Here is a 21,379-nt window from a genome sequence, read left to right as displayed (position 1 = left end):
CGGCATCAGGCGCCATGCGCCGCCGGAATTTTCAAGCGAGGACACCATGCTGCAACTCAAATCCATCGGCACCCCGTTGGTGCTGGCCTTGGCCCTGTTCACCCTGGCAGGTTGCGACCAGGCCGAGAAATCTGCCCAGCAGATGCTCGACCAGGCCGCGCAGTCGGCCAAGCAGGCCATCGACGATACCAACAAGGCTGCCCAGCAGGCGTTGAGCGATGCCATCGGCAGCGAAGGGCAGAAGCCCAAGGATGCCGAGAAAAAAGAACAAACCCAGGACATTTGACCCCAACCGCCGCTGCAGGATCTGAACAATGGAATATTTGCTGGAACTCGCCGCTAGCCCTACCGCCTGGGTTGCCCTGGCTACGCTGGTGGCCATGGAAGTTGTACTGGGTATCGACAACCTGATCTTCATCTCGATCCTGACCAACAAGCTGCCGGTGGAGTACCGCTCCAAGGCACGGCGTATCGGCATCAGCATGGCCTTGGTCATGCGCCTGGCCTTGCTCAGCACGGTGGCCTGGATCGTCCAGTTGACCGACCCGGTGTTCGAAGTGTTCGGCAACGCCTTCTCGTGGAAGGATGTGATCCTGATTGCCGGTGGCCTGTTCCTGCTGTGGAAGGCGACCAAGGAGATTCACGAAAGCGTCGACCCGCACGGTGCCAAGGAAGAAGCCAAGGTTGGCTCGACCGTTACCCTGGGCTTTGCTGCGGCAATCTTCCAGATCCTGCTGCTGGACATCGTCTTCTCGGTCGACAGCATCATCACCGCTGTGGGTATGACCGAGCACCTGCCGATCATGATCATTGCCGTGATCACTGCGGTGATCGTAATGATGGTGGCCGCCGACCCGCTGGCCAACTTCATCAACGACAACCCGACCGTCGTGATGCTGGCCCTGGGCTTCCTGATCATGATCGGTATGACGCTGATCGCCGAAGGGTTTGGCGCTCATGTACCGAAGGGTTATGTGTATGCCGCCATGGCGTTCTCGACGGCTATCGAGATCCTCAACATCCTGGCGCGTCGGGCACGTTTGAAGCGTGAGGCAGCTGAAGGTTGATATAAAAGCGGGGCGCATTGCGCCCCATTCGGCGGCAAGCCCGCGAATGGGCTTTAGTAAATTTTGAGGTCAGTGCACCCCGGCATGCCGCCGCGCCCGCCTTACTGGCTGTGGCTTGGCCAGGGGCTGCGGTGGCAGGTGGTGATGTTGTGCATGACGCCGCACAATGCGCAGTACACCCCACAGCATGGCGGCTGCAACGCTTAGCCACATGCCTACCAGCATGAGAATTGCCATGGTCAGGCTCATCTGTGCCTCCATCTCTACGGCAAGCCTTCGATTGGCCAGCGCTTGCCTTCCAGACACTGCTTTAGTCTAGCCCTTCGCCTGTGACGTTCCATCGAACAAAGGTCTATCTCTGGGGCCGATTCGCTCTAAGCCGTTGTCGGACTATACCCGCGCCGCTGTCGGACCTATGATCGGTGGCCAGAGCCGGGCGCTGCCTGCCTGGCGTTGGAACAAGCGAGTGTCCATGGAGCAACATTCCGTCAAAACCGCCTACCGACGGCTGCTGGCCGCCTGTCTGATGGCTGCCACCCTGGCCGGTTGTGCCAGCGCACCGCCTGCCAACCTCAAGGGCTTGCCTCAGCGAGTGGAGATCAGCAGCGTGCCGTTCTACCGTGGCAACGCCAACCACAGCGGGGCTATGGCACTGGCGGCCGTGCTGTCGCAACAGGGGGCTCCGATCACACCGGGGCTTCTGGACAAACCGTTGAACCTGCCCCAGGGCGCCGAAGCGCTGGATACCGGTATCCCCCGCGTGGCGCGGGACTACGGCATGGTGGTGTACCCGCTGGACAAACAACTGGACGCGCTGTTGACCCAAGTGGCGGCGGGCAACCCAGTGCTGCTGCGTTACGAGGAAGGTTCGGCCTGGTGGGGTGAGCCGCGTTATGCGGTGCTGATCGGTTATGACCGTTACAAGCAGCGGGTGTTGTTGCGCTCGGGCATGCACCGGCGGCAGGTGATGGCATTCGATGAGTTTGCCTCGGCGTGGGCGAAGCAGGGGAGCTGGGCGGTGCTGGTGCAGCCACCGCGACAATTGCCGGCCCAGGTGGATCGCCAGCGCTGGTTGATGGCTGCCGATGAGCTGGCCAAGGCGGGGCAGGAAGTTGCAGCGAAACAGGCGGTGAATAGCCTGAACAAATGAAATGGCCTGAACCGGCCCTATCGCCGACAAGCCTGCCCCCACAGAAATTGCACATTCGAAAATGGTGCGGTTCCTGTGGGGGCAGGCTTGCCGGCGATAGGGTCAGGCCTGTTTACATCAGAAGCCCAGACGATCGCGCAGGCTGTAGTACCAGGCACCGATGGCGCTGAACGGCACGCGCAGCATCTGGCCACCCGGGAATGGGTAGTGCGGCAGGCCGGCGAAGGCGTCGAAACGCTCCGCCTGGCCGCGCAGGGCTTCGGCCAGTACCTTGCCCGCCAGGTGGGTGTAGGTCACGCCGTGGCCCGAGCAACCCTGCGAGTAATAGATGTTGTCGCCGATACGGCCAACCTGTGGCAGGCGCGACAGGGTCAGCAGGAAGTTGCCGGTCCAGGCGTAATCGATCTTCACGTTCTTCAGCTGCGGGAAGGCCTTGAGCATCTTCGGACGGATGATCGCCTCGATGTTGGCCGGGTCACGCGCGCCGTACACCACGCCACCGCCGAAGATCAGGCGCTTGTCGCTGGTCAGGCGGTAGTAGTCGAGCAGGTAGTTGCAGTCCTCGACGCAGTAGTCCTGCGGCAGCAGGGTGCGTGCCAGTTCTTCGCCCAGCGGCTCGGTGGTGATCACCTGGGTGCCGCATGGCATGGACTTGGCGGCCAGCTCTGGCACCAGGTTGCCCAGGTAGGCGTTGCCGGCAACGATGATGAACTTGGCGCGGACTTTGCCCTGCGGGGTGTGAACGACCGGGTTGGCACCACGTTCGATGCGTACCGCCGGGGTTTGTTCATAGATGATGCCACCCAGCGACTCGACTGCAGCCGCTTCGCCCAAGGCCAGGTTCAATGGGTGGATGTGGCCGCCGCTCATGTCGAGCATGCCGCCGACGTAACTGTCACAGGCAACCACTTCGCGGATGCGCTTCTGGTCCATCAGCTCCAGCTGATTGTGGCCAAAACGTTCCCACAGGCGCTTTTGCGACTCCAGGTGGCCCATCTGCTTGCTGGTGATGGCGGCGAACACGCCACCGTCTTTCAGGTCGCACTGGATGTTGTATTTGGCCACGCGCTCACGAATGATGCGGCCGCCTTCGAAGGCCATATGGCCCAGCAGTTGCGCCTGCTTGGGGCCAACGGTGCGTTCGATGACGTCGATGTCGCGGCTATAGCTGTTGACGATCTGGCCGCCGTTGCGGCCCGACGCTCCGAAGCCGACCTTGGCCGCTTCGACGATGCTCACCTTGAAGCCGTTCTCGAGCAGGAACAGGGCGCTGGACAGGCCGGTGTAGCCGGCGCCGATGATGCATACATCGGTTTCCACCTCACCCTGCAGCGCCGGACGTGGCGGCACCGGGTTGGCCGAGGCGGCGTAGTAGGACTGGGGGTAGGGGGTGTTAGCCATGCTGCAGGAACCTCGTGTTTTATATTTTTAACGAATGTACCGATGCTATCAATAATAATAAACACCCGCTAGTCGTCTGGTGAAAATCCTTTACGGGGCGCTTGTCGGCCGTCCTTATATAAAGAGTTTAAGATTCAGTAGCTTAGCGCGAAAAAAAGTGTTGACAGGGTTTTTGGAATGCGTAGAATGCGCACCACACGACAGGCACATAGCTCAGTTGGTTAGAGCACCACCTTGACATGGTGGGGGTCGTTGGTTCGAGTCCAATTGTGCCTACCAAATCGAAGAAGGGGTGATCCGCAAGGGTCACCCCTTTTTTCATTGGGCTCGCGACCGGCCCGAGTCGCATATAGACTCCTCGTGCACGAACCCCGAAAGTTTTTGATTTTTATCAAAAAAAAGCTTTACAGGTACGCATTCGATCACTAATATGCGCACCACACGACAGGCACATAGCTCAGTTGGTTAGAGCACCACCTTGACATGGTGGGGGTCGTTGGTTCGAGTCCAATTGTGCCTACCAAATCGAAAAAGGGCGATCAGCAATGATCGCCCTTTTTTCATTTGCGCACGAAGCAGCGTGTAACGTTTGGTCGCGGTTCGGGTATGGCCCGCCATGCTAGAATCCGCCCCTTCGAATCTGGAGGTACACGCGTGCGCAAACTGGCTGTGGTAATGGCAGTGCTCGCCCTGGCGGGCTGTGAGAACGAGGTCGAAGGCGTGCACAAGCAGGTGGCCGAACACTTGCACAACCCCAAGACTGCCAAGTTCGGCAACGTACGGATCGACACCCAGGGCACCATTTGCGGCCAGGTCCGCGGCAAGGACGATGCCGGGCAATACGAAGCCTATCGCAGCTATGTGGCGATCAAGCGCGATGGCCAGTACGACATCATCGTCGACGACACCGGCAACAACCTGCGTATCCGCGAGCTTTGCGGCGGTGCCGACCTGCAGCGACGTGCCGAAGCGCTCGCCGACCAGCCGGCGCCCCAGGGTTGGGATGTGGAAGTGGTGCAGGGCGCCAACATGGGCGCGCTGAGCGACATGACCGCACGGCTGATCGAGAAGGGCATCCCATCTTCGGTGGAGTACCGCGACGGCAAGCCGGTGGTGCTGATGGGGCCGTTCCCGACCCGCGAAGAGGCCCAGGCGCGCCGGGACGAGGTGATGGCCAAGCTGGGTACCGATTCGGTGGTCATTCAGCACGGCGCAGCACGCTAAGCCTATGCCGAAGTGTTGGCGGCCTGGCCTGTACTAGACATTGTTCACACAAGTTTGGCTATGCTTGGGTTGGGAGATGCCAGACGGGGAGGGCCTCATGTCTACACTGGAGCGGGCCATTGCCGTGGCCGCCAGGGCGCATGAAGGGCAATACGACAAGGGTGGGGCGGCTTATATCCTCCACCCGTTACGCGTGATGATGCGGGTTGCCACGCCCGAGCAACGGATTGTCGCGGTGCTTCACGATGTGATCGAAGATACCCCGCTGACCCTGTCCGACCTGGCGCGCGAGGGCTTCGCGCTGAAAATCCTTGCCGCGTTGCTGGCGCTAAGCCGCCGCGAGGGCGAGGCCTACCAGGACTTCGTGGTGCGCCTGGGCGATGACCCGCTGGCGCGCACCGTCAAGCTGGCCGACCTGGCCGACAACAGTGACCTCTCACGCATTCCCTGCCCAAGCCCCGCTGACCTGGCGCGGCTGGCCCGCTATCGGGAAGCCAGCGCCTACTTGCAGGCGCTGGTGTGAGGCTCAGCCACAGGCCTTGAGGTTGACCGGCCCGACAAACGCGTTGCCCCGCCCCATCACGCAGGCCACTCGCTGGTTGCGTTGCTGCTCCCAGGCTTGCGGCGGGTAGGTCTTGTTCCAGGCCTCGAACAGCTGGCGGTCCTGGCTGGACAACCGCAGGTTGTACTGCTGGCTCATGTAGAAGTAGGTGCGCGCGATCATGCCGCGGATCGAAGGGCGCGGCATCACCTTCTTGGCCTTGAAGTCGACCTGGGTCAGGCAACGGCCGTACTGGCCGCGTTGTTCGGGCAGCCAGCCGAAACTGAAATTGCTGCGGTCGCCGTTGACCTCGCCGATGCTGGGCACCAGGTTGTGCAGGTCAGCTTCGGCGCGCTTGTACACGTCGTCATGCTGCGAGCACTGCTTGCGCCCGCCGGCCTGCCAGCACTGGCGCTGATGGCCGATCTGCCATGCCGGTACGATGTGCTCCCATTCGATGCGCGAGGCGCGCTGGGCATTCTTGCGCGGGGCATAGCCACAGGACGCCAGGTCGACCTTGTTGCCCTTGTATTTGCAGCCGCAATAAAACTCGGTCGATTGCGGCGCATACAGCTTCCAGGCGACCTTCTTGGCCTCCTGGAAGGTACGCGGGGCGTCGGCTTGAACAAAGGGGGCGGTCAGCAGCAGGCAGGTTGCAGCGAAAAGCGAAAGTCTCATGCGTGGTCAGTCTTCCTTCTGCACGGTCCAGAAAATCTGCACGCCGCCATCGTCCCGGTGGGCGAGGGTGACGTTGTCGTTCTCGGCGATTTCCTCGAGCAGCGTCTCCCAGTCATCCGGGCTTTCCTGTTCCAGGCGGAAGATCAGCGCCGCACGGCTGCGCTGGGCGGTGGGGCTGTTGATGATCTTCTGGATGCGTACACCCAGCTGTTCATAGCTGCTCGGGGTGGCAGAGGCGGTGCTGGACACAGGGAATTCCTTATTTTGCTGTATGTGCATACAGTATTTCACTGTAAGTAAAATCGCAACAGCTTGCCAGAGGAAATCCAGCGTTAGCCCGTCATGGCGTTCGCGCTGGCGCTGCTGGTCTGGTGTAATACCGGCAATTTCCGGAAGCTGCGCATGTATCGATTTCTTTTTCGTGTTCCCTCATCTACAAGCCTGGCCCTGCTGTTTGCAGGCGGCATGAGCGCCAATAGCGTTGCCAGGGCCCATTCGCCCGATGTCGTCGTCATGGATCCGCTGGTGGTTACCGGCGCCTACACGCCCACCAGCAGCTTTGACCTGCCGTTTTCGGTCGATACCGTTGACCTGTCCCACGGCACTGATGGCCAGCTTGGCGTCAACCTGTCGGAAGTGCTGAGCAAGGTGCCCGGCCTGGTGGTGCAGAACCGGCAGAACTATGCCCAGGACCTGCAGATTTCCTCACGGGGCTACGGTGCCCGTTCAGCGTTCGGTGTGCGCGGTATCAAGTTGCTGAGCGATGGTATTCCTGCCAGTACCCCCGACGGGCAAGGGCAGGCAGCCACGCTGAACCTGGACGTGGCCGAGCGCATCGAGGTGCTGCGTGGCCCGGCTGCGACGTTGTATGGCAGCAATGCCGGTGGCGTGATCCAGATGTTCACCCGCGACGGGCAGGGCCCGGCCCGCGTTGGCGCTGAAACCACGTTCGGCAGTGACGGCTTCAACAAGAATCACCTGTCCGCCGAGGGCGGTAACGACACCGCCGGTTTCGTGCTGGATGCCTCGCGCATGGACACCGATGGTTACCGCGACCACAGTGCCGCACGCCGCGACCAGACGTTCGCCAAGGTCAATTTCAAGCCCGACGACGACTCGCGCATGGCGCTGATCTACAGCAGCCTGGAGCAGAACGACACGCAGGACCCGCTGGGGCAGAAGTGGGATGCCTACAAGCACGACCCTCGTTCTACCGCGGTCGAGGCAGAGAAATACAACACGCGTAAAAGCATCGATCATCAACAGCTGGGCATGAACTACGAGCGCTATTTCGGTGATGCCACATTGCAGTTCAACCTGTACGCGGGGCGACGCAGTGTTGTGCAGTACCTGTCCATATCAGAAAAAGCACCTTCAAACGTGCAGCGTGGTGGCGGAGTCGTTGACTTCGACCGCGAATTCCACGGCGGCACCCTGCGCTGGATCCAGCCGGTTGTCGAGGTGCCCGGTAACCTCACGTTCACCGTCGGCGCCGATTACGACCAGAGCACGGATGACCGCCGCGGCTACCAGAACTTCAGCGGCGACCAGTTGGGCGTCAAGGGCGAACTGCGCCGCGACGAGCAGGACACGGCCACCAGCCTGGACCCCTACCTGCAGGCGCACTGGGAAATCGGCAACTGGACTAGCGAACTGGGGCTGCGCTACAGCACCATGAAAATGCGCGTCGATGACCATTACCTGGCCAACGGTGATTCGAGTGGTTCGAAGACGTACCAGCAGGCCACCCCGTCGCTGTCGGTGATGTATGCGTTCACCCCCGACCTGCGCGGCTACGCAAGCGTTGGTAAAGGTTTCGAAACCCCCACGCAGGCCGAAATGGCCTATGCGCCGGGTGAGGTCGAACGTTTCAACTTCGGGCTCAAACCTGCCACCAGCATGCAGTATGAAGTGGGTGTGAAGTATCGCCTGGGCGTACGCACGCGCTTGAATGCGGCGGTGTATGAAATTCAAACCGATGACGAAATCGTCGTTGCCAACGCTACGGCTGGCCGCACCAGTTATCGCAATGCAGGGCGCACGACAAGACGCGGTTTCGAGGCGAGCCTGCAGAGTGACCTGGGCGAGCAATGGCAGACCACGGTGGTGTACACCCGCACCGATGCGCGCTATGCCGAAGATGTCAGTTCGGCCATCGAACGTGGCAACCGGCTGCCGGGTGTGCCGCTCGACAACCTGTATGGCGAGCTGGTGTGGAAACCCGTTCCGTCGGTCAGCATGGGGGTAGAAGGGCAATACCGCAGCAAGGTGTATGTGGACGACAGCAACAACGCCAAACCGGCACCTGCGTATGCCGTATTCAACTGGCGGACGCGTTTCGAACAGCACGTCGGGCCCTGGACGTTCCATCAACTGGTGCGTTTGGACAACCTGTTCGACCGGCAGTATGTGGGGTCGGTGATCGTTGGCGACAGCAACGGGCGTTATTACGAGGCAGCGCCTGGGCGATCGTGGTATGCGGGGGCGGGGTTGGCGTATCAGTTCAGGTAGCTTTGCGGGCATCTCAGGCATCGCTCAACGGGGCGGCGTTTGCGATGCCGACCAACCCTTGAGGCAGTCGGCTCGCTGACAGCAATGGCCCCTGGCCTGTTAGATCAGGCAAAGCGCTCGAAGCGGTATGGGCTCGGGTCAATCAGTGGTGTGGCCTGGGATACCAGGTCCGCCGCCAACTGGCCGGCAGCGGGCGAGGTGCCGAAGCCATGCCCGGAAAAACCGGTGGCCAGGGTCAGGCCTGGGATGCTGGCCACCGGGCCGATTACCGGGTTGGAGTCGGGGGTGACGTCAATCGTGCCAGCCCAGGCGCTGGCGATGCGTGCCTGTTCGAATACCGGCCAGGCCGCTTTGAGGTTGCGCATGGCCTCGTCGTTGAGTGCTGGGTTGGCGTGTGGGTCTTGTACCCTTACGCGCTCAAAAGGGGTCACATCCGTGGCTTTCCAACGCCGGGCCAGGGCCAGGTCCTTGAAGAAGTATTTGCCAAAGCTGATGCGCAAAAAGTCCCGCTGCGCACGCAGCTGGGGCAGGTAACGCTTGCCCAGCAGCAGGTGGTCGAGGGTGAGGAAAGCATCCAGTGCGCCGCGCTGGGTGATGATGTAACCGCCGTCCTTGTGCTTGCGAAACGAAAAGTCCGGTGCGCCGACGGCGATATCGGTAGGCCCGTCCATTGGCTCGGTGCGCAGCACGGAACAGGTCAGCGGCAAGGTCGGCAGGTTGATGCCCAGGTTGCCGAGGAACTTGCGCGACCATAGGCCACCGGCCAGCAATACCTGGTCGCAGCGGATTTCGCCTTGCTCGGTGACCACCCCGCTGATACGGCCGGTTGCGGTGACCAGCGTACGCACCGCGCAGTTCTCCACCACCACCGCGCCTTTGGCAATGGCCGCACCGGCGATGGCGCTGGCGGCCAGCGTCGGTTCTGCGCGGGCATCGGAGGGTGTGAAGATGCCGCCTGCCCAATCCGCCCGACCACCCGGCACTTTCTGGGCGATTTCACGCGCGCTCAGCAGGCGCGAATCCAGGCCCAGCGCCTCGACACTTTTAAGCCAGCCTTCATGCATGCCCATCTGCGTGTCGTTGCGGCCGATGAACATGATGCCCGCCTGGCGATAGCCAACGTCGCTGCCTACGCGCGCTGGCATCTCGGCCCACAGCCGGTCGGCCGCCAGTGCCAGGGGGATGTCGTGGGCGTGACGGTTGGTCTTGCGCACCCAGCCCAGGTTGCGCGACGACTGCTCGCCAGCGATGCGCCCCTTTTCCAGCACCACCACCGGTATGTTGCGCTCGGCGAGCGTCAGTGCGGCAGTCAGGCCGATGATGCCGCCACCGATGATCACCACAGTCGTGGCGGCGGGGTGGCGGGTGCTGGTTTGCACGGGGGCGATCGTGGGAGACATGGCTTTACTCATTGTGGTTCGGGCAGAGGAGTGCTCAGCGGCAGCCAGCGGTTTTACTGGCCAAGGCGGATCAGGGTCACTTGCGCTTGCCCCGCACCGCGGTAGGCAGTGACTTCCAGCTCGACCTTGTACACGGTGGAGCCCAACGGCGGGCAGGTGACCGTGGTGGCCGGGTCGATGCCGCGGAACTTCTGGCCGATCACGTCCATGACCTGCGGCACATCGGCCGGGTCCTGAATGAATACCCGCGAATTGATGACGTCGGCCAGGCTGGCATCGACCGCGGCCAAGGCGGTTTCGATATTGGCGAACACCTGGTGGGTCTGTTCGATCACGTCCTCCGGGATCAGCTGGGTCTGCGGGTTGCGCCCGGCGGTGTTGGAAACGTGAATCCAGTTGTCCACCGCCACCAGGCGGGAGTAGCTGGCCATGTCTTCGAATTTGGAGCCGGTTTTCAGTTTGGTGATCTGTGTCATGGGTTTTGCCTCGTTGTCCGGTAATGGGTGAATCAGCTGAGAACGGGGGTTTCCCAAAGGTTGAGCTTCACGCCGATGCCTTGCTCCAGCGCCTTGCGGTACACCACGGTGCCCCAGGCCACATCCTCGACAGGCATGCCGCCTACCGACATCAGGATGATTTCGTCGTCATGCAGACGCCCTGGTGCGTCGCCGCTGATGATCTTGCCGATGTCTTCCACCTGCTCGGCGGCCAGCTTGCCTTCGTGAATCATGTCCATGAAACGCACGCCTACCAGCGGCACGTGGTTATGCGCAGGCTTGGGCAGTTCTTCGAACCAGGCCTCGTAAAGGCCGGTGTTGTCGACCACCTTGCGCACGTCGTCCTGCTCCATGCCGGCATCGATGCTGCACGGGGCTGGCATCGCCAGGAATGCGCCAGGCTTGACCCATTCGCGACGCACCAGGGGGTACTGGCTGGGGTCGCCCACTTCGCCCGAGCTGCAGTAGGTGACCAGGTCGGAGCCGCGTACCACCTCTTCCAGGGTTTCAACCACCTGCACGTTGACGATTTGCGGGAAGCTGGCTTTGACCCAGGCGACGAAGGCATCCAGGTTTTTCTGGCCGCGGCCCTTGATCTTGATGGTGTCGATCAGTGGGCAGACAGCCATGAACGCGGCGACCGTGGTTTTGCCCATCACCCCCGGGCCGGCCAGGCCGATGACCTTGGCGTCCTTGCGCGCCAGGTGGCGGGCACCTACGCCTGGGATGGCGCCGGTACGGTAGGCCGACAGCAGGTTGGCCGACATGTGCGCCAGTGGCGCGCCAGTGTCGGCATCGTTGAGGGTGAACATCAGGATCGAGCGGGGCAGGCCTTTCTCGCGGTTGGCGATGTTCGAGCCGTACCACTTGGCGCCGGCGGTCTGGAAGTTGCCGCCGAGGTAGGCTGGCATCGCCATCATGCGCCGGTCGGCGGTGGGCTTGGGCATATTGGGGAAGGGCGAGTGCTCGGGGAAGGTGATCATCGCACCGTGCGAGTCGCTGTTCGGGCCGGCCATGCGGTAGTCGCCCTGGTACAGCAAGCCGAACATCTCTTCCATGGTGTCGACACAGGCGGGCATGTCGGTGACGCCGGCGCGGATCATGTCCTGCTCGGACAGGTAGATGAAGTCAATTCTGGTATCGAGGGTCATAGCGGGTCTCGCAGGGCTGGCTGCCATCGGATTTATTGTTGGTATCGAGGCAGCCAGTTTCGCTAACGACTGGTAGGTCGTCTTGTGCCTGCCTGCCAGCCGAGTTGACCGTCAGTGCCAGGGCTTCAATGGCCAGCGAGCGAGAAGCTGGCGGGGGTATCGCGCAGGCTGAGAGCGGTCAGCAGGCACACCACCAAGGTGCACAGGGCCAGCAGCGCGGCCCAGGCGGTCGGGCCGTGGTCGAGCACCACGGCGGCCAACGGGGCTGCGCCGGCAGATGCAGACAGCTGGATAGCGCCCAGCAGCGCTGCGGTGGAGCCCAACGCCTTGTCTTGCGAGGCCATGACCAGCGACATCAGCGTCGATTCGGCTATGCCCAGGCCGAACAGCGCCACCACCATGCCGCCAGCCACACCCGGCAGCCCCAGGCCGGTCAGCGCACCGAGCAGGCTGATGCAGGCGCCGCCAGCCATGCATAGCACGCCCAGGCGGGTCAGGGTATTCAAGCCCAGGCGGCTGATCAGGCGGCTGGCGGCCATGGCGCCAAACAGGATCGATACCCCGGTAGCGCCGAACAGCAGGCCGAAGGCCTGGGCGCTCAGGCCGTAGTGGGCCTGGTACACCAGGGTGGCACCGCCGATGTAGGCGAACAGGAAGAAGAACACCGCGGCCACTGCCAGGGTCGGGCGCAGGAAGCGGCGGTCGGCCAGAATGGCCAGGTAGGTACGGCAGGCGTGGCCCAGGCGCAGCGGTTCGCGTTTGCCCGGGGGCAGGGTTTCCGGCAGGTTCAGCAGGCTGTTGAGCAGCACCGCCAGCCCCATGCCGGCGAGTACCAACATCACCGCGCGCCAGCCGAAATGCGCGTCGATCACGCCGCCCAGAGCCGGTGCCAGGATCGGTGCCACACCTTCGATGGTCATCAGCAGGGCGAACAGTTTGGTCGCGGCAACGCCCTGGCTCACATCACGCACCATGCTCATGATCACGACCAGGGTCAGCGCGCTGCCCAGCCCCTGGAAGAAGCGCAGCATGATCAGGGTGTCGAGGCTGGGGGCCGCGGCTGCGCCGAGTGAGCAGAGGATGAACAGCAGCAGGCCGGCCAGCAGCGGTTTGCGCCGGCCATAGGCGTCGACGATGGGGCCGAAGATCAGCTGGCCGGCGCCCATGGCCAGCAGGAAGAAGGTCAGCGTCAGCTGCACACGCGTGAAACTGGCCTGATAGTGGCTGGCGATTTCCGGCAGGCTCGACAGGTACATGTCGACGGCGGAAGGGCCGAGTGCGCCAATCAGGCCGAGGCCCAGGGCGAAGCTGAAACGTATTGGGGGAGAGGGATCTGCGTGCATGGTCTTCTCTGTCTGTTTTTTCGCCTACCGATCGGTAGGTTGGCGAATCTTATTTGCCCAATCAGAGAAGGTCAAACGCTTCTGGAGGTCAGTCACCCATCCCTGTGGGAGCGGGCATGCCCGCGAACACCGGCAAAGCCGGTGCCATACACCGAGTCGCCTTCTTCGCGGGCATGCCCGCTCCCACGGGTATTCCGAAAGCCTTTAGTGGTTGCTTTAGAACGGCACGGCCACGGTCAGCTGGCTGTACACGTTGGTGCCGTTGCCGCCGACCTGATTGCCACCGTTGCTTTCATCCTTGCGTGGCTGGTACAGGCCCACCAGCGGGCTGATGATCAGGTGGTCGTTGACTGCCCATTCCACATACAGGTCCAGCTCCCTGGCATCGAGGTTGAGGCTATCGCGGGTGCGTACGGTGTCGAAATCGAAGTACAGCGCGCCAACCGTGAGGTTTTCCAACGGCGTCGCCTTCACGCCCACATGGTGGATGCCGGTATTGCTGTTGAACGGGCCGGCGTAGTTGGCGGCGACTTCGCCCTGGAACCAGGTGCCATAACCGGAGGACAAGCCGCTGAACAGCGAGTCCCAGCCGGCTGAGTAGCGGGTGTAGCGGTAGGTGATCGACGGTGCCCAGGGCAGGTCGGCGAAGGTGTAGCCGGCCTGCAGGTACCAGGCTTGCTCGGGGCCGTCGGTCTTGTCCTGCCAAGCGTACTCAAAGGCGAAGCTGGCATTGTCGATGCCGGCGCTGCCTTCGCCGCGCAGGCTGTACACGTCCATGCCTTCGCGGGCTTTCTGGAACTCGCTGGCCCACTGGTCGGCGACGTCGATGCCGTGAATCCAGGTCAGCCCCAAAGTGCCCAGGGCGTGGGTGTAGTCCAGCGTGCCAGCGGCCAGTTCGGTTTCGGCCTGGGCGCGGTTGTCGGATTTCAGCCACAGCAGGCTGCCATGCAGGCCATCGCTGCCACCCAGGCGCAGCATGGCGGTGCGGTCGAAGGCATGGCGGGCGGCCAGATAGTAGGCACCACCCCGATCGAGGGCGCCGTCGGCCACGCCATTACCGAGGTTCGGGCCGTCGTCGTTGATCAGGAAACCACTGCCCAGGCGAATGGTCTGGCGGCCTGCGGAAAGGTCCACGCCATCCTTGCCCAATACCGGGAACAGATCGCCTGAGCGCCAACCCAGGAAGGCGTCCTCGATCTTGGTGGTGCGTTCCGAACCATCGGTATTGCCGGCCGCATCGCCGTCGCCCCAGGTGGCCGAGCTTACCCAGTTCAGGCTGCCATACAGCGTGCCGTTGCCGGCCAGGCCCTGGTCACCGCTGAGGCCATACTTGATGAAGCCTTCGCGCCAGGTCGAGCCGCCCGTGGTGCCGTCGTAGTTCTTGCGGCTATTGAACATGCCCCATACCGCCAGCATGTCGGCGTTCAGGTGGCTGTCCTCGTCGGCGTACAGCTCAACGGCCGGCGCGGCCTGGCTGGCCAGCAAGGTTGCCAGTGCCAGGCTGGACAGCGTCTGTGGTTTGACCATTTGCACATCCCTCGTTTTTCTCGGCCGCCTGCAAGGCGGCCCTTGTTGTTCGGGGGCACCCTCGGTCTGGCGAGGGGCCATCGCGGTTGGCGGCGATGGCCTATTAGGGCGTGTGCGGTAGGGCGGGGTCTTGTTCGTGGCTGCCAAGGCGTTTGCACGCCTTGGCCAAGGGGTGTGGTCAGTAGCGAATCATCACCGACTTGAGTTCGGTGAAGTCATCGATGAACGCCGAGCCGAACTCGCGGCCAACGCCGGATGCCTTGATGCCACCAAACGGCACAGCCGGGTCGAGTAGTGTGTGCATGTTCACCCACAGGGTGCCGGCCTGGATTTGCGGGATCATGCGCATGGCCTTGCCCAGGTCGTTGGTCCACAGGCTGGCACTGAGGCCGTAGGGCGAGGCGTTCATCAACTGCAGCAGCTCGTCTTCGTCGTCATACGGCAGGAAGGTCGCCACCGGGCCAAAGGTTTCCTGGTTGAGCAGGGTGTCGTTGGCCGACCTGGCGAGGATTACCGTAGGTTCGACAAAGCAACCGGGGCCGTCGCCCAGCTTGCCGCCATGGATGATTTGGCTACCTTCGGCGCGCGCAGTGGCGAACAGTTCCGCCAGCTTCTGCTGGTGTGGCTTGTTGGCCACCGGGCCGAACTGAGTGGATTCGTCCAGCGGCGAGCCGATCTTCAGTTGGCCCAGGCGCTGGGACAGCGCGTCCAGCAACGGGTCGATGCGCGAATGGTGCACGTAGAAGCGTTCGCCAGCCGCGCAGATTTGCCCCGAGTGCAGGAAGCCGGCTTCGATGATGCCGTCCACGGCCTTGTCGGTTGCCACATCGGGCAGGAAGGCCACCGCATTCTTGCCACCCAGTTCCAGTGTCGCCCGGGTCAGCTTGGCACCCATGGCAGCCTGGCCGACGGCGATGCCGGTTGGGACCGAGCCGGTGAATGAAACTTTGTCGGTACCGGCGTGCTCGATCAGTGCCTTGCCCACCAGGCCGCCACCGGTCAGCACGTTCAGCGCCCCGGCCGGCAGGCCGGCTTGTGTGGCCAGTTCGGCGATGCGCAGCAGCGTCAGTGGGGTAAATTCACTCGGCTTGAGGATGATGCTGCAGCCGGTGGTCAGGGCCGAGGCCAGCTTCCAGATGGCGATCATGGTGGCGAAGTTCCACGGCACGATGCCCACCACCACGCCGATCGGCTCGCGCAGGGTGAAGGCACTGTAGCGCTCACCGGCGAACGAGGGCAGCGACGGGGTGATGGTCTGGCCGGTGATCTTGGTGGCCCAGCCGGCGTAGTAGCGCAGGAAGTGCGCGGCCTGCTCTACTTCGAAGGCGCGGGAGATACCAATCAGTTTGCCGGACTGCACAGTTTCCAGCTGCGCCAGCTCTTCGCGGTGGGCTTCCAGCAGGTCGGCCAGCTTGAACAGCACCGCCGCGCGGGCGGCGGGGCTGGTGTGCGACCAGGTGGCAAAGCCTTGGCGCGAGGAGCTGACGGCATGGTCGACATCGGCCTGGTTGGCGTCGGCGATGTGGGCGATGGTCTGGCCGTTGGCTGGGTTGACCACGGCGATTGTCGACGACGACTGGCTGGCGAGGTGCTGGCCGTGGATGAACACGCCATGCTCGCGGGCCAGGAAGGCCGTGACGGCAGGTAGGAGGGTGATGTCGCTCATGCAAACTCCGGGGCAGGTGGCCAAAGCTTGCAGCTTAGTGAGCGGGGCAGAGCGGTTCTTGTGCCTGCGTGACAGGGGCATGACTGTGGCTGCCAAGCGATGAGTCAGCCTTGCGCGATCCCTTGTAGGAGCGGCCTTGTGTCGCGATCGGGCTGCGCAGCAGCCCCCGTTTTTTGCATCACAGCCAATATCGCCGGGGCCGCTTTGCGGCCCGATCGCGACACAAGGCCGCTCCTACAGGGGCATCGCCAGGCTCTGGAGCTGATTGCTGGCAGGCAGCAACAAGCCCGGCGGCAGCCATCGGCAAGACGGCATGCCACCTGCAGCGCACAGTAATCACTCGTTCAACGCCACAAAAACAAGCCGGGGCATAACGATGTCACTCAATAACAAGCTCACCGAGCACCTCAACCGCGGCACGGTCGGTTTCCCCACCGCACTGGCCAGCACCGTCGGGCTGATCATGGCCAGCCCGGTGATCCTCACCGCAACCATGGGCTTTGGCATCGGCGGCAGCGCCTTCGCTGTGGCCATGGTCATTGCCGCACTGATGATGCTGGCGCAATCCACCACCTTTGCCGAGGCCGCGTCGATCCTGCCGACCACGGGCTCGGTGTACGACTACATCAACTGCGGCATGGGCCGCTTCTTCGCCATCACCGGCACACTGTCGGCCTACCTGATCGTGCATGTGTTCGCCGGTACCGCCGAAACCATCCTGTCGGGGGTGATGGCGCTGGTGAACTTCGAGCACCTCAACACCCTGGCAGAGTCAGCCGGTGGTTCGTGGTTGCTGGGGGTGTGTTTCGTGGTGGCGTTCGCGGTGCTCAATGCCTTTGGCGTCAGCGCGTTCAGCCGCGCCGAAGTGGTGCTGACCTTCGGCATGTGGACCACCTTGATGGTGTTCGGCGTGCTGGGCCTGATCGCAGCACCTGCGGTGGAGCTGGACGGCCCGTTCGGCGTGTCGCTGGTGGGCACCGACCTGATGACCATCCTGTCGTTGGTCGGCATGGCCATGTTCATGTTCGTCGGCTGCGAGTTCGTCACGCCGCTGGCGCCCGAGCTGCGACGCTCGGCCTGGGTGCTGCCACGGGCCATGGCGCTGGGCCTGTTCGGCGTTGCCAGTTGCATGTTCATCTACGGTGCGGCGATGAAGCGCCAGGTGGAAAACGTGGTGCTGGATGCCGCCAGTGGCGTGCACCTGCTGGACACGCCCATGGCAATCCCGCGCTTCGCCGAGCAGGTGATGGGCGACATCGGCCCGGTGTGGCTTGGTATCGGATTCCTGTTCGCCGGTGCGGCGACCATCAACACACTGATGGCCGGCGTACCGCGCATTCTCTATGGCATGGCGGTCGACGGCGCGTTGCCCAAGGTGTTCACCTACCTGCACCCGCGCTTCAAGACGCCGCTGCTGTGCATTCTGGTGGTGGCGTTGATCCCTTGCCTGCATGCCTGGTACCTGGGTGGCAACCCGGACAACATCCTGCACCTGGTGCTGGCCGCCGTGTGCGCCTGGAGCACCGCCTACCTGCTGGTGACGCTATCGGTGGTGATTTTGCGCATCCGTCGCCCGGACCTGCCGCGTGCCTACCGCTCGCCGCTGTTCCCGCTGCCGCAGATCCTCTCGAGCAGCGGCATCCTGATCGGCATGGCGTTCATCACGCCGCCAGGCATGAACCCCGCCGATGTCTACGTGCCGTTCGCCATCATGCTCGGTGCTACGGCGGCCTACGCGTTGTTCTGGACGCTGTGCGTGCAGAAGGTCAACCCGTTCAAGCCGGCGCGGGTCGAGGATGTGCTTGAGAAAGAATTCGCCGCCGAACCTGGCCACGCCGTGGAGCACCTGCAGCATGATCAGAAGTTTGCGTGAGCACCTGCTGGCGCCTCGGGCGCCTTCAGGTTACCGCCCAGGGGCGACGCTGATGTGCTTGGCGCGCAACCTGGGGCAGCAGGACCTTGCAGTTGCGGGGGTGCTCCACGACCCGGCTCAGGGCTGGCAGGCCAAGGTGCACGAACGCGTCGAGGCCCACCTGCTGATGCACATCGTCACCTGTGAGTTCCAGCTGCAGTTGCCTGCCCCGCAACAAGGCGAGGTCAGCCTGGAGCTGCGCCATACCGGTGCGCTGCGCCGTACCGGCCTTGCCTGCGTGTACCGCAAGGGTGATCGGGCACGCTTCGCTCAGTTGCGCGACCGCTTGCTGCAGCAGACCGCGCTGGTGGCGGCGCTGATGCCGCTGGATTTCAAGCGCCTGAGCCTGGCCTGTCGCGACGGTCAATGGCTGCTGACGCTGGAGCACATGGGCGGCAGCGAAGTGGTCAACCGTATGCCGGCGTTTCGTCGCTACATCCCTATCAGCCCGCAACAGCGGGCGCACCTGATGGCCAGCCTGGCTCAGTTCAGCCGTTTGCTCCCCAGCCTCTGACGCAGCTTGGCACATGCCTTGCTGTGTCTAACGACAAATGATGACAGTTGTGCGTGCATTGATAACATGTTAACAATGTGCGCATAACAACAAATCCTGCGTCGAGGGCAGCCATGCATACTCAACAATCCAACCGTCAGGGGCTGGAACGCTGGACCACGGCCATGCAACAGATCTGTGGCCGTTTCGAGACGGAGCTTGCGTCCAATCACTCGCTGTTCATCGGCGAGGTCTCCACCTTTTCCCGCGCTGGCTTGCCGCTGGCCAACCTGCGCACCAATGCCGGCAACATCCGTCGGCTGGGCGAAAACCCCACGCTCGACGATGACCAGCATTGCTTTCTGGTCAGCCAGCGTGCGGGTCACTCCACTGTATCTCAGGGTGGCCTGCAGGTTAGCCTGGCGCCGGGTGAGCTGCTGCTGATGGATTCGGTCGGGCGTTGTGAAATCACCCCTAGCGGCCTGATCGAGCATGTCTCGCTGGCGCTGTCGCGCGAGCAGGTGCGCAAGTACGTGCAGGGCAGCGGCCCGATGTTCGGCAAGATATCGTCGAGCAACGCCTGCGGGCGCATGCTGCATGTGTTGATGGACCAGCTGTGCAAGGACGGCAACGTCAGCGGTGATGGTGCCCAGGGTGATGCGCTGCAGACCGCCTTCATCGCCTTGCTGGAGCCGGGCTTCGAGCGTAATGGCGAGGCGCCGGGCAACCTTGGAGCATTGAGCGGTGCCAACCTGCGCGGCTATGTGCAACAGGTGATCGACGAGTCGCTGTCACAGCCTGGGCTGACCCCAGCCAACCTTGCCGGGCGCCTTAACATCTCGGTACGCCACCTGTATCGGCTGTTCGAGGAGGAGGGGGATAGCGTGTGCCGCTACATTCAGCGGGCGCGCCTGATGCGCAGCGCCGATGATCTGGCCAACCCGTTCTTCAAGGGCGAGTCGATCACCTCGATCGCCTACAAGTGGGGGTTTACCGACTCGGCGCATTTCAGCCGTTCGTTCAAGAAGCAGTTCGAACGCTCGCCCAAGGACTACCGGGCTCAGGCCACCGCCAGGTAATGCTTGACGAATGAATCGCTCAACACTTCCCAAAGCACCGGGGTGCCCTTGGTCACGAACCAGGCATCACCGGGCTTGTAGCGGGTGACCTGGCCGGTGGATTCATCGGTCAGCTGGATTTCGCCGGTCACGATCACTGCCTGTTCGTCGAACGGGTAGACCATGCGGAACTTGCCGCGCGTAGTGCCGAAATAAGCACTGCTGACCGCGTCGTCAGGCGCGCCGTAGGTCATCTTGCCAAAGGCTTTCACGTCGCCTTCGAGTATTTCCGAGCCCAAATCGGCAACGCTGCCCCAGGCATCGAGTTCGGATAATTGTACGCCTTGCTTGGCGGCGGTAAGGGTCATGGCAGTTCTCCAGGGTTGAGTCGAACAGGTTCAGCGGCGGCCGTTGAAGTAGCCAGACAGCTGGTGCACGGTCTTGCCGGCGGTGAGCAGCAGCGGGCGCAGGTAGTCCTTGCCGAGGATGCGCGCATGCTTGACCGAACTGACCAGGTCATAGCGCCTGGAGCCTTCGAGCATGCCCTCGGCGAGGATCTTGCAGATGATGTGGCTGGGGGTGACGCCAAAGCCGGAGTAACCCTGCACGTAGAAGGCATTGGGCCGGTTGCCGAGGGTGCCGATTTGCGGAAACAGGTTGGCACTGGTGGCCATTGGTCCGCCCCAGGCCAGGTCGATGCGCACGTTTTTCAGGTAGGGAAAAATCTTCAGCATCAGCGCGCGGTTCCAGGCCTTCAGGTCCAGCGGAACGTGCTCGACGAAGGGGGTGGCGGCGCCGAACAGCAGGCGGTTCTCACGCGTGACCCGGTAGTAGTCGATCACCGGGCGGATATCGCTGTAGGCACCGCGTATCGGGCTGATGCGCTCGATCAGTTCATCCGGCAACGGCTCGGTCATCATCTGGAAGGCATAGGTGTTGATGGTGCGTGCGTGCAGCTCCGGCTCCAGCTTGTTGAGGAAGCTGTCGCACGCCCACAGCAGCTTGCTGGCGCGTACCGAACCGCGGCCGGTGCGGACCTTGATGCGTTCGCCGTAGGTCACTTCCAGGGCCGGGCTGTGTTCGAAGATGCGCGCGCCATGGCTGACCAGCGCCTGTGCTTCGCCCAGCAGCAGGTTCAGTGAATGCACATGGCCACCGCCCATATGCAGCAGGGCGCTGCTGTAGGCGGTGCTGCCGATGATCTGGTGCACCTCACTGCCGCCGAGAAAGCGGATTTCGTCGCGGGTGTTGATTGCCTTGAATGCCTTTTCCCACTTGCGCAGGGTTTGTTCCTGGCGGTGGTTGAAGCCCATGTAGCCATAGCCGTGGCAAAAGTCGGCGTCGATGGCGTAGCGGGCGATGCGTTCCTTGATGATGCCTGCGCCCAGCTCGCTGATCTCGAACATTTCCTTCACGCCCTGGTCACCCACGCTGCTGCGGATGTTTTCCAGGTCGTGGCCGATACCTGCCATGATCTGCCCACCGTTGCGCCCGGTACCGCCGTAGCCCAGGTAGCGGGCTTCGAGCACGACCACATTGGCCACACCCTGTTCTGCCAGCTCCAGCGCGGTGTTGATACCGGAGAAGCCACCGCCGATCACCACGACATCGGCTTCGATGTCATTTTCCAGGGTGGGGAAATTCAGGTTGTACTTCTTGGTCGCCGAGTAATACGTGGGGCTCTCGAAGGTGATCATGACGCAGCCTGCTGAATTGGAATTGTGATAGGGCCGTTTGCCGGGCGCTGGCACATGAGGCCA

General features: G+C 62.8%; 21 protein-coding genes and 2 tRNA genes. 11 read left to right on the top strand and 12 right to left on the bottom strand.

From position 1 onward, the window contains the following. Positions 1-46: 46 nt before the first annotated feature. Both APH35_RS16470 and APH35_RS16465 read left to right on the top strand, forming a co-directional pair. Positions 47-286 carry a hypothetical protein gene (locus tag APH35_RS16470; RefSeq protein WP_012273139.1) on the top strand — a complete coding sequence of 80 codons (240 nt, stop codon included), beginning with the start codon at positions 47-49 and terminating at the stop codon, positions 284-286. Between the two features lie 28 nt (positions 287-314). Next, the gene (locus tag APH35_RS16465; RefSeq protein ID WP_060492734.1) at positions 315-1,067 is read left to right on the top strand and encodes a TerC family protein; all 753 of its coding nucleotides are present in this window, start codon (positions 315-317) and stop codon (positions 1,065-1,067) included. Between the two features lie 69 nt (positions 1,068-1,136). Here the strand turns inward: APH35_RS16465 and APH35_RS16460 are convergent, their stop codons facing one another. Continuing rightward, entirely contained in the window at positions 1,137-1,316 is a 180-nt protein-coding gene (locus tag APH35_RS16460; RefSeq protein ID WP_060515109.1) for a hypothetical protein, read from the bottom strand. Positions 1,317-1,482: 166 nt separating this feature from the next. On the opposite strand from APH35_RS16460, the gene APH35_RS16455 reads away from it, so the two are divergent. Then, positions 1,483-2,217: a peptidase C39 family protein gene (locus APH35_RS16455; protein ID WP_060492733.1), complete on the top strand. Its 735-nt coding sequence runs from the start codon at positions 1,483-1,485 to the stop codon at positions 2,215-2,217. Between the two features lie 117 nt (positions 2,218-2,334). On the opposite strand, the gene APH35_RS16450 is transcribed toward APH35_RS16455, so the two are convergent. Continuing rightward, positions 2,335-3,618: an NAD(P)/FAD-dependent oxidoreductase gene (locus tag APH35_RS16450; protein WP_012273135.1), complete on the bottom strand. Its 1,284-nt coding sequence runs from the start codon at positions 3,616-3,618 to the stop codon at positions 2,335-2,337. Positions 3,619-3,820: 202 nt separating this feature from the next. On the opposite strand from APH35_RS16450, the gene APH35_RS16445 reads away from it, so the two are divergent. The 4 genes from APH35_RS16445 (at position 3,821) to APH35_RS16430 (ending at position 5,365) form a co-directional block, all read left to right on the top strand. Next, a tRNA-Val gene (locus APH35_RS16445) sits at positions 3,821-3,897 on the top strand. A gap of 167 nt (positions 3,898-4,064) precedes the next feature. Continuing rightward, a tRNA-Val gene (locus APH35_RS16440) sits at positions 4,065-4,141 on the top strand. 131 nt (positions 4,142-4,272) lie between these two features. Further along, positions 4,273-4,842 (top strand): SPOR domain-containing protein, encoded by a 570-nt coding sequence (locus APH35_RS16435; protein ID WP_003250559.1) that lies wholly within the window; start codon positions 4,273-4,275, stop codon positions 4,840-4,842. A gap of 97 nt (positions 4,843-4,939) precedes the next feature. Next, entirely contained in the window at positions 4,940-5,365 is a 426-nt protein-coding gene (locus APH35_RS16430; protein ID WP_012273134.1) for a hypothetical protein, read from the top strand. 3 nt (positions 5,366-5,368) lie between these two features. Here APH35_RS16430 and APH35_RS16425 read toward each other — a convergent pair whose 3' ends face one another. Together APH35_RS16425 and APH35_RS16420 are read right to left on the bottom strand one after the other, a co-directional pair. Beyond that, positions 5,369-6,061, bottom strand: coding sequence for an endonuclease (locus APH35_RS16425; protein ID WP_060492731.1), 693 nt, complete (start codon positions 6,059-6,061; stop codon positions 5,369-5,371). A gap of 6 nt (positions 6,062-6,067) precedes the next feature. After that, on the bottom strand, positions 6,068-6,310 hold the full coding sequence (locus APH35_RS16420) for a DUF1654 domain-containing protein (RefSeq protein ID WP_060515108.1): 243 nt from the start codon (positions 6,308-6,310) through the stop codon (positions 6,068-6,070). 216 nt (positions 6,311-6,526) lie between these two features. Between APH35_RS16420 and APH35_RS16415 the strand changes: the two genes are divergently transcribed. Then, a complete protein-coding gene (locus APH35_RS16415) occupies positions 6,527-8,572 on the top strand; it encodes a TonB-dependent receptor family protein (protein WP_060515115.1) in 2,046 nt (681 codons plus the stop codon). A gap of 104 nt (positions 8,573-8,676) precedes the next feature. Here APH35_RS16415 and APH35_RS16410 read toward each other — a convergent pair whose 3' ends face one another. The 6 genes from APH35_RS16410 to APH35_RS16385 all read right to left on the bottom strand — a co-directional run bounded on the left by APH35_RS16410 (position 8,677) and on the right by APH35_RS16385 (position 16,156). Beyond that, positions 8,677-9,972 carry an NAD(P)/FAD-dependent oxidoreductase gene (locus tag APH35_RS16410; protein WP_060515107.1) on the bottom strand — a complete coding sequence of 432 codons (1,296 nt, stop codon included), beginning with the start codon at positions 9,970-9,972 and terminating at the stop codon, positions 8,677-8,679. Between the two features lie 53 nt (positions 9,973-10,025). Beyond that, positions 10,026-10,448, bottom strand: coding sequence for a RidA family protein (locus APH35_RS16405; RefSeq protein WP_012273129.1), 423 nt, complete (start codon positions 10,446-10,448; stop codon positions 10,026-10,028). 32 nt (positions 10,449-10,480) lie between these two features. After that, on the bottom strand, positions 10,481-11,620 hold the full coding sequence (locus APH35_RS16400) for a tyramine oxidase subunit B (protein ID WP_012273128.1): 1,140 nt from the start codon (positions 11,618-11,620) through the stop codon (positions 10,481-10,483). Positions 11,621-11,745: 125 nt separating this feature from the next. After that, a complete protein-coding gene (locus tag APH35_RS16395; RefSeq protein ID WP_060492729.1) occupies positions 11,746-12,963 on the bottom strand; it encodes a multidrug effflux MFS transporter in 1,218 nt (405 codons plus the stop codon). 216 nt (positions 12,964-13,179) lie between these two features. After that, on the bottom strand, positions 13,180-14,490 hold the full coding sequence (locus APH35_RS16390; RefSeq protein ID WP_060492728.1) for a hypothetical protein: 1,311 nt from the start codon (positions 14,488-14,490) through the stop codon (positions 13,180-13,182). A gap of 178 nt (positions 14,491-14,668) precedes the next feature. After that, positions 14,669-16,156 (bottom strand): aldehyde dehydrogenase family protein, encoded by a 1,488-nt coding sequence (locus APH35_RS16385; protein WP_060515106.1) that lies wholly within the window; start codon positions 16,154-16,156, stop codon positions 14,669-14,671. 376 nt (positions 16,157-16,532) lie between these two features. Here APH35_RS16385 and APH35_RS16380 point away from each other — a divergent pair, with 376 nt between their 5' ends. From APH35_RS16380 to feaR, 3 genes are all read left to right on the top strand, one after another. Beyond that, the gene (locus APH35_RS16380) at positions 16,533-18,029 is read left to right on the top strand and encodes an APC family permease (protein ID WP_012273124.1); all 1,497 of its coding nucleotides are present in this window, start codon (positions 16,533-16,535) and stop codon (positions 18,027-18,029) included. Then, the gene (locus APH35_RS16375; protein ID WP_012273123.1) at positions 18,010-18,582 is read left to right on the top strand and encodes a DUF3156 family protein; all 573 of its coding nucleotides are present in this window, start codon (positions 18,010-18,012) and stop codon (positions 18,580-18,582) included. Before APH35_RS16380 ends, APH35_RS16375 begins: the two co-directional genes overlap by 20 nt. Positions 18,583-18,695: 113 nt before the next feature. Then, positions 18,696-19,640: a transcriptional regulator FeaR gene (feaR, locus tag APH35_RS16370; protein WP_012273122.1), complete on the top strand. Its 945-nt coding sequence runs from the start codon at positions 18,696-18,698 to the stop codon at positions 19,638-19,640. On the opposite strand, the gene APH35_RS16365 is transcribed toward feaR, so the two are convergent. Together APH35_RS16365 and APH35_RS16360 are read right to left on the bottom strand one after the other, a co-directional pair. Further along, positions 19,622-19,987 carry a cupin domain-containing protein gene (locus tag APH35_RS16365; protein ID WP_012273121.1) on the bottom strand — a complete coding sequence of 122 codons (366 nt, stop codon included), beginning with the start codon at positions 19,985-19,987 and terminating at the stop codon, positions 19,622-19,624. The genes feaR and APH35_RS16365 overlap by 19 nt on opposite strands. A gap of 30 nt (positions 19,988-20,017) precedes the next feature. After that, positions 20,018-21,316 (bottom strand): NAD(P)/FAD-dependent oxidoreductase, encoded by a 1,299-nt coding sequence (locus tag APH35_RS16360; protein ID WP_060515105.1) that lies wholly within the window; start codon positions 21,314-21,316, stop codon positions 20,018-20,020. Between the last annotated feature and the right edge of the window lie 63 nt (positions 21,317-21,379).

Source organism: Pseudomonas sp. NBRC 111132, assembly GCF_001320565.1.
Taxonomy (GTDB): domain Bacteria; phylum Pseudomonadota; class Gammaproteobacteria; order Pseudomonadales; family Pseudomonadaceae; genus Aquipseudomonas; species Aquipseudomonas putida_P.
The sequence above is the reverse complement of the archived record's forward strand: the minus strand, read 5'-3'. Positions and strand labels throughout refer to the sequence as shown.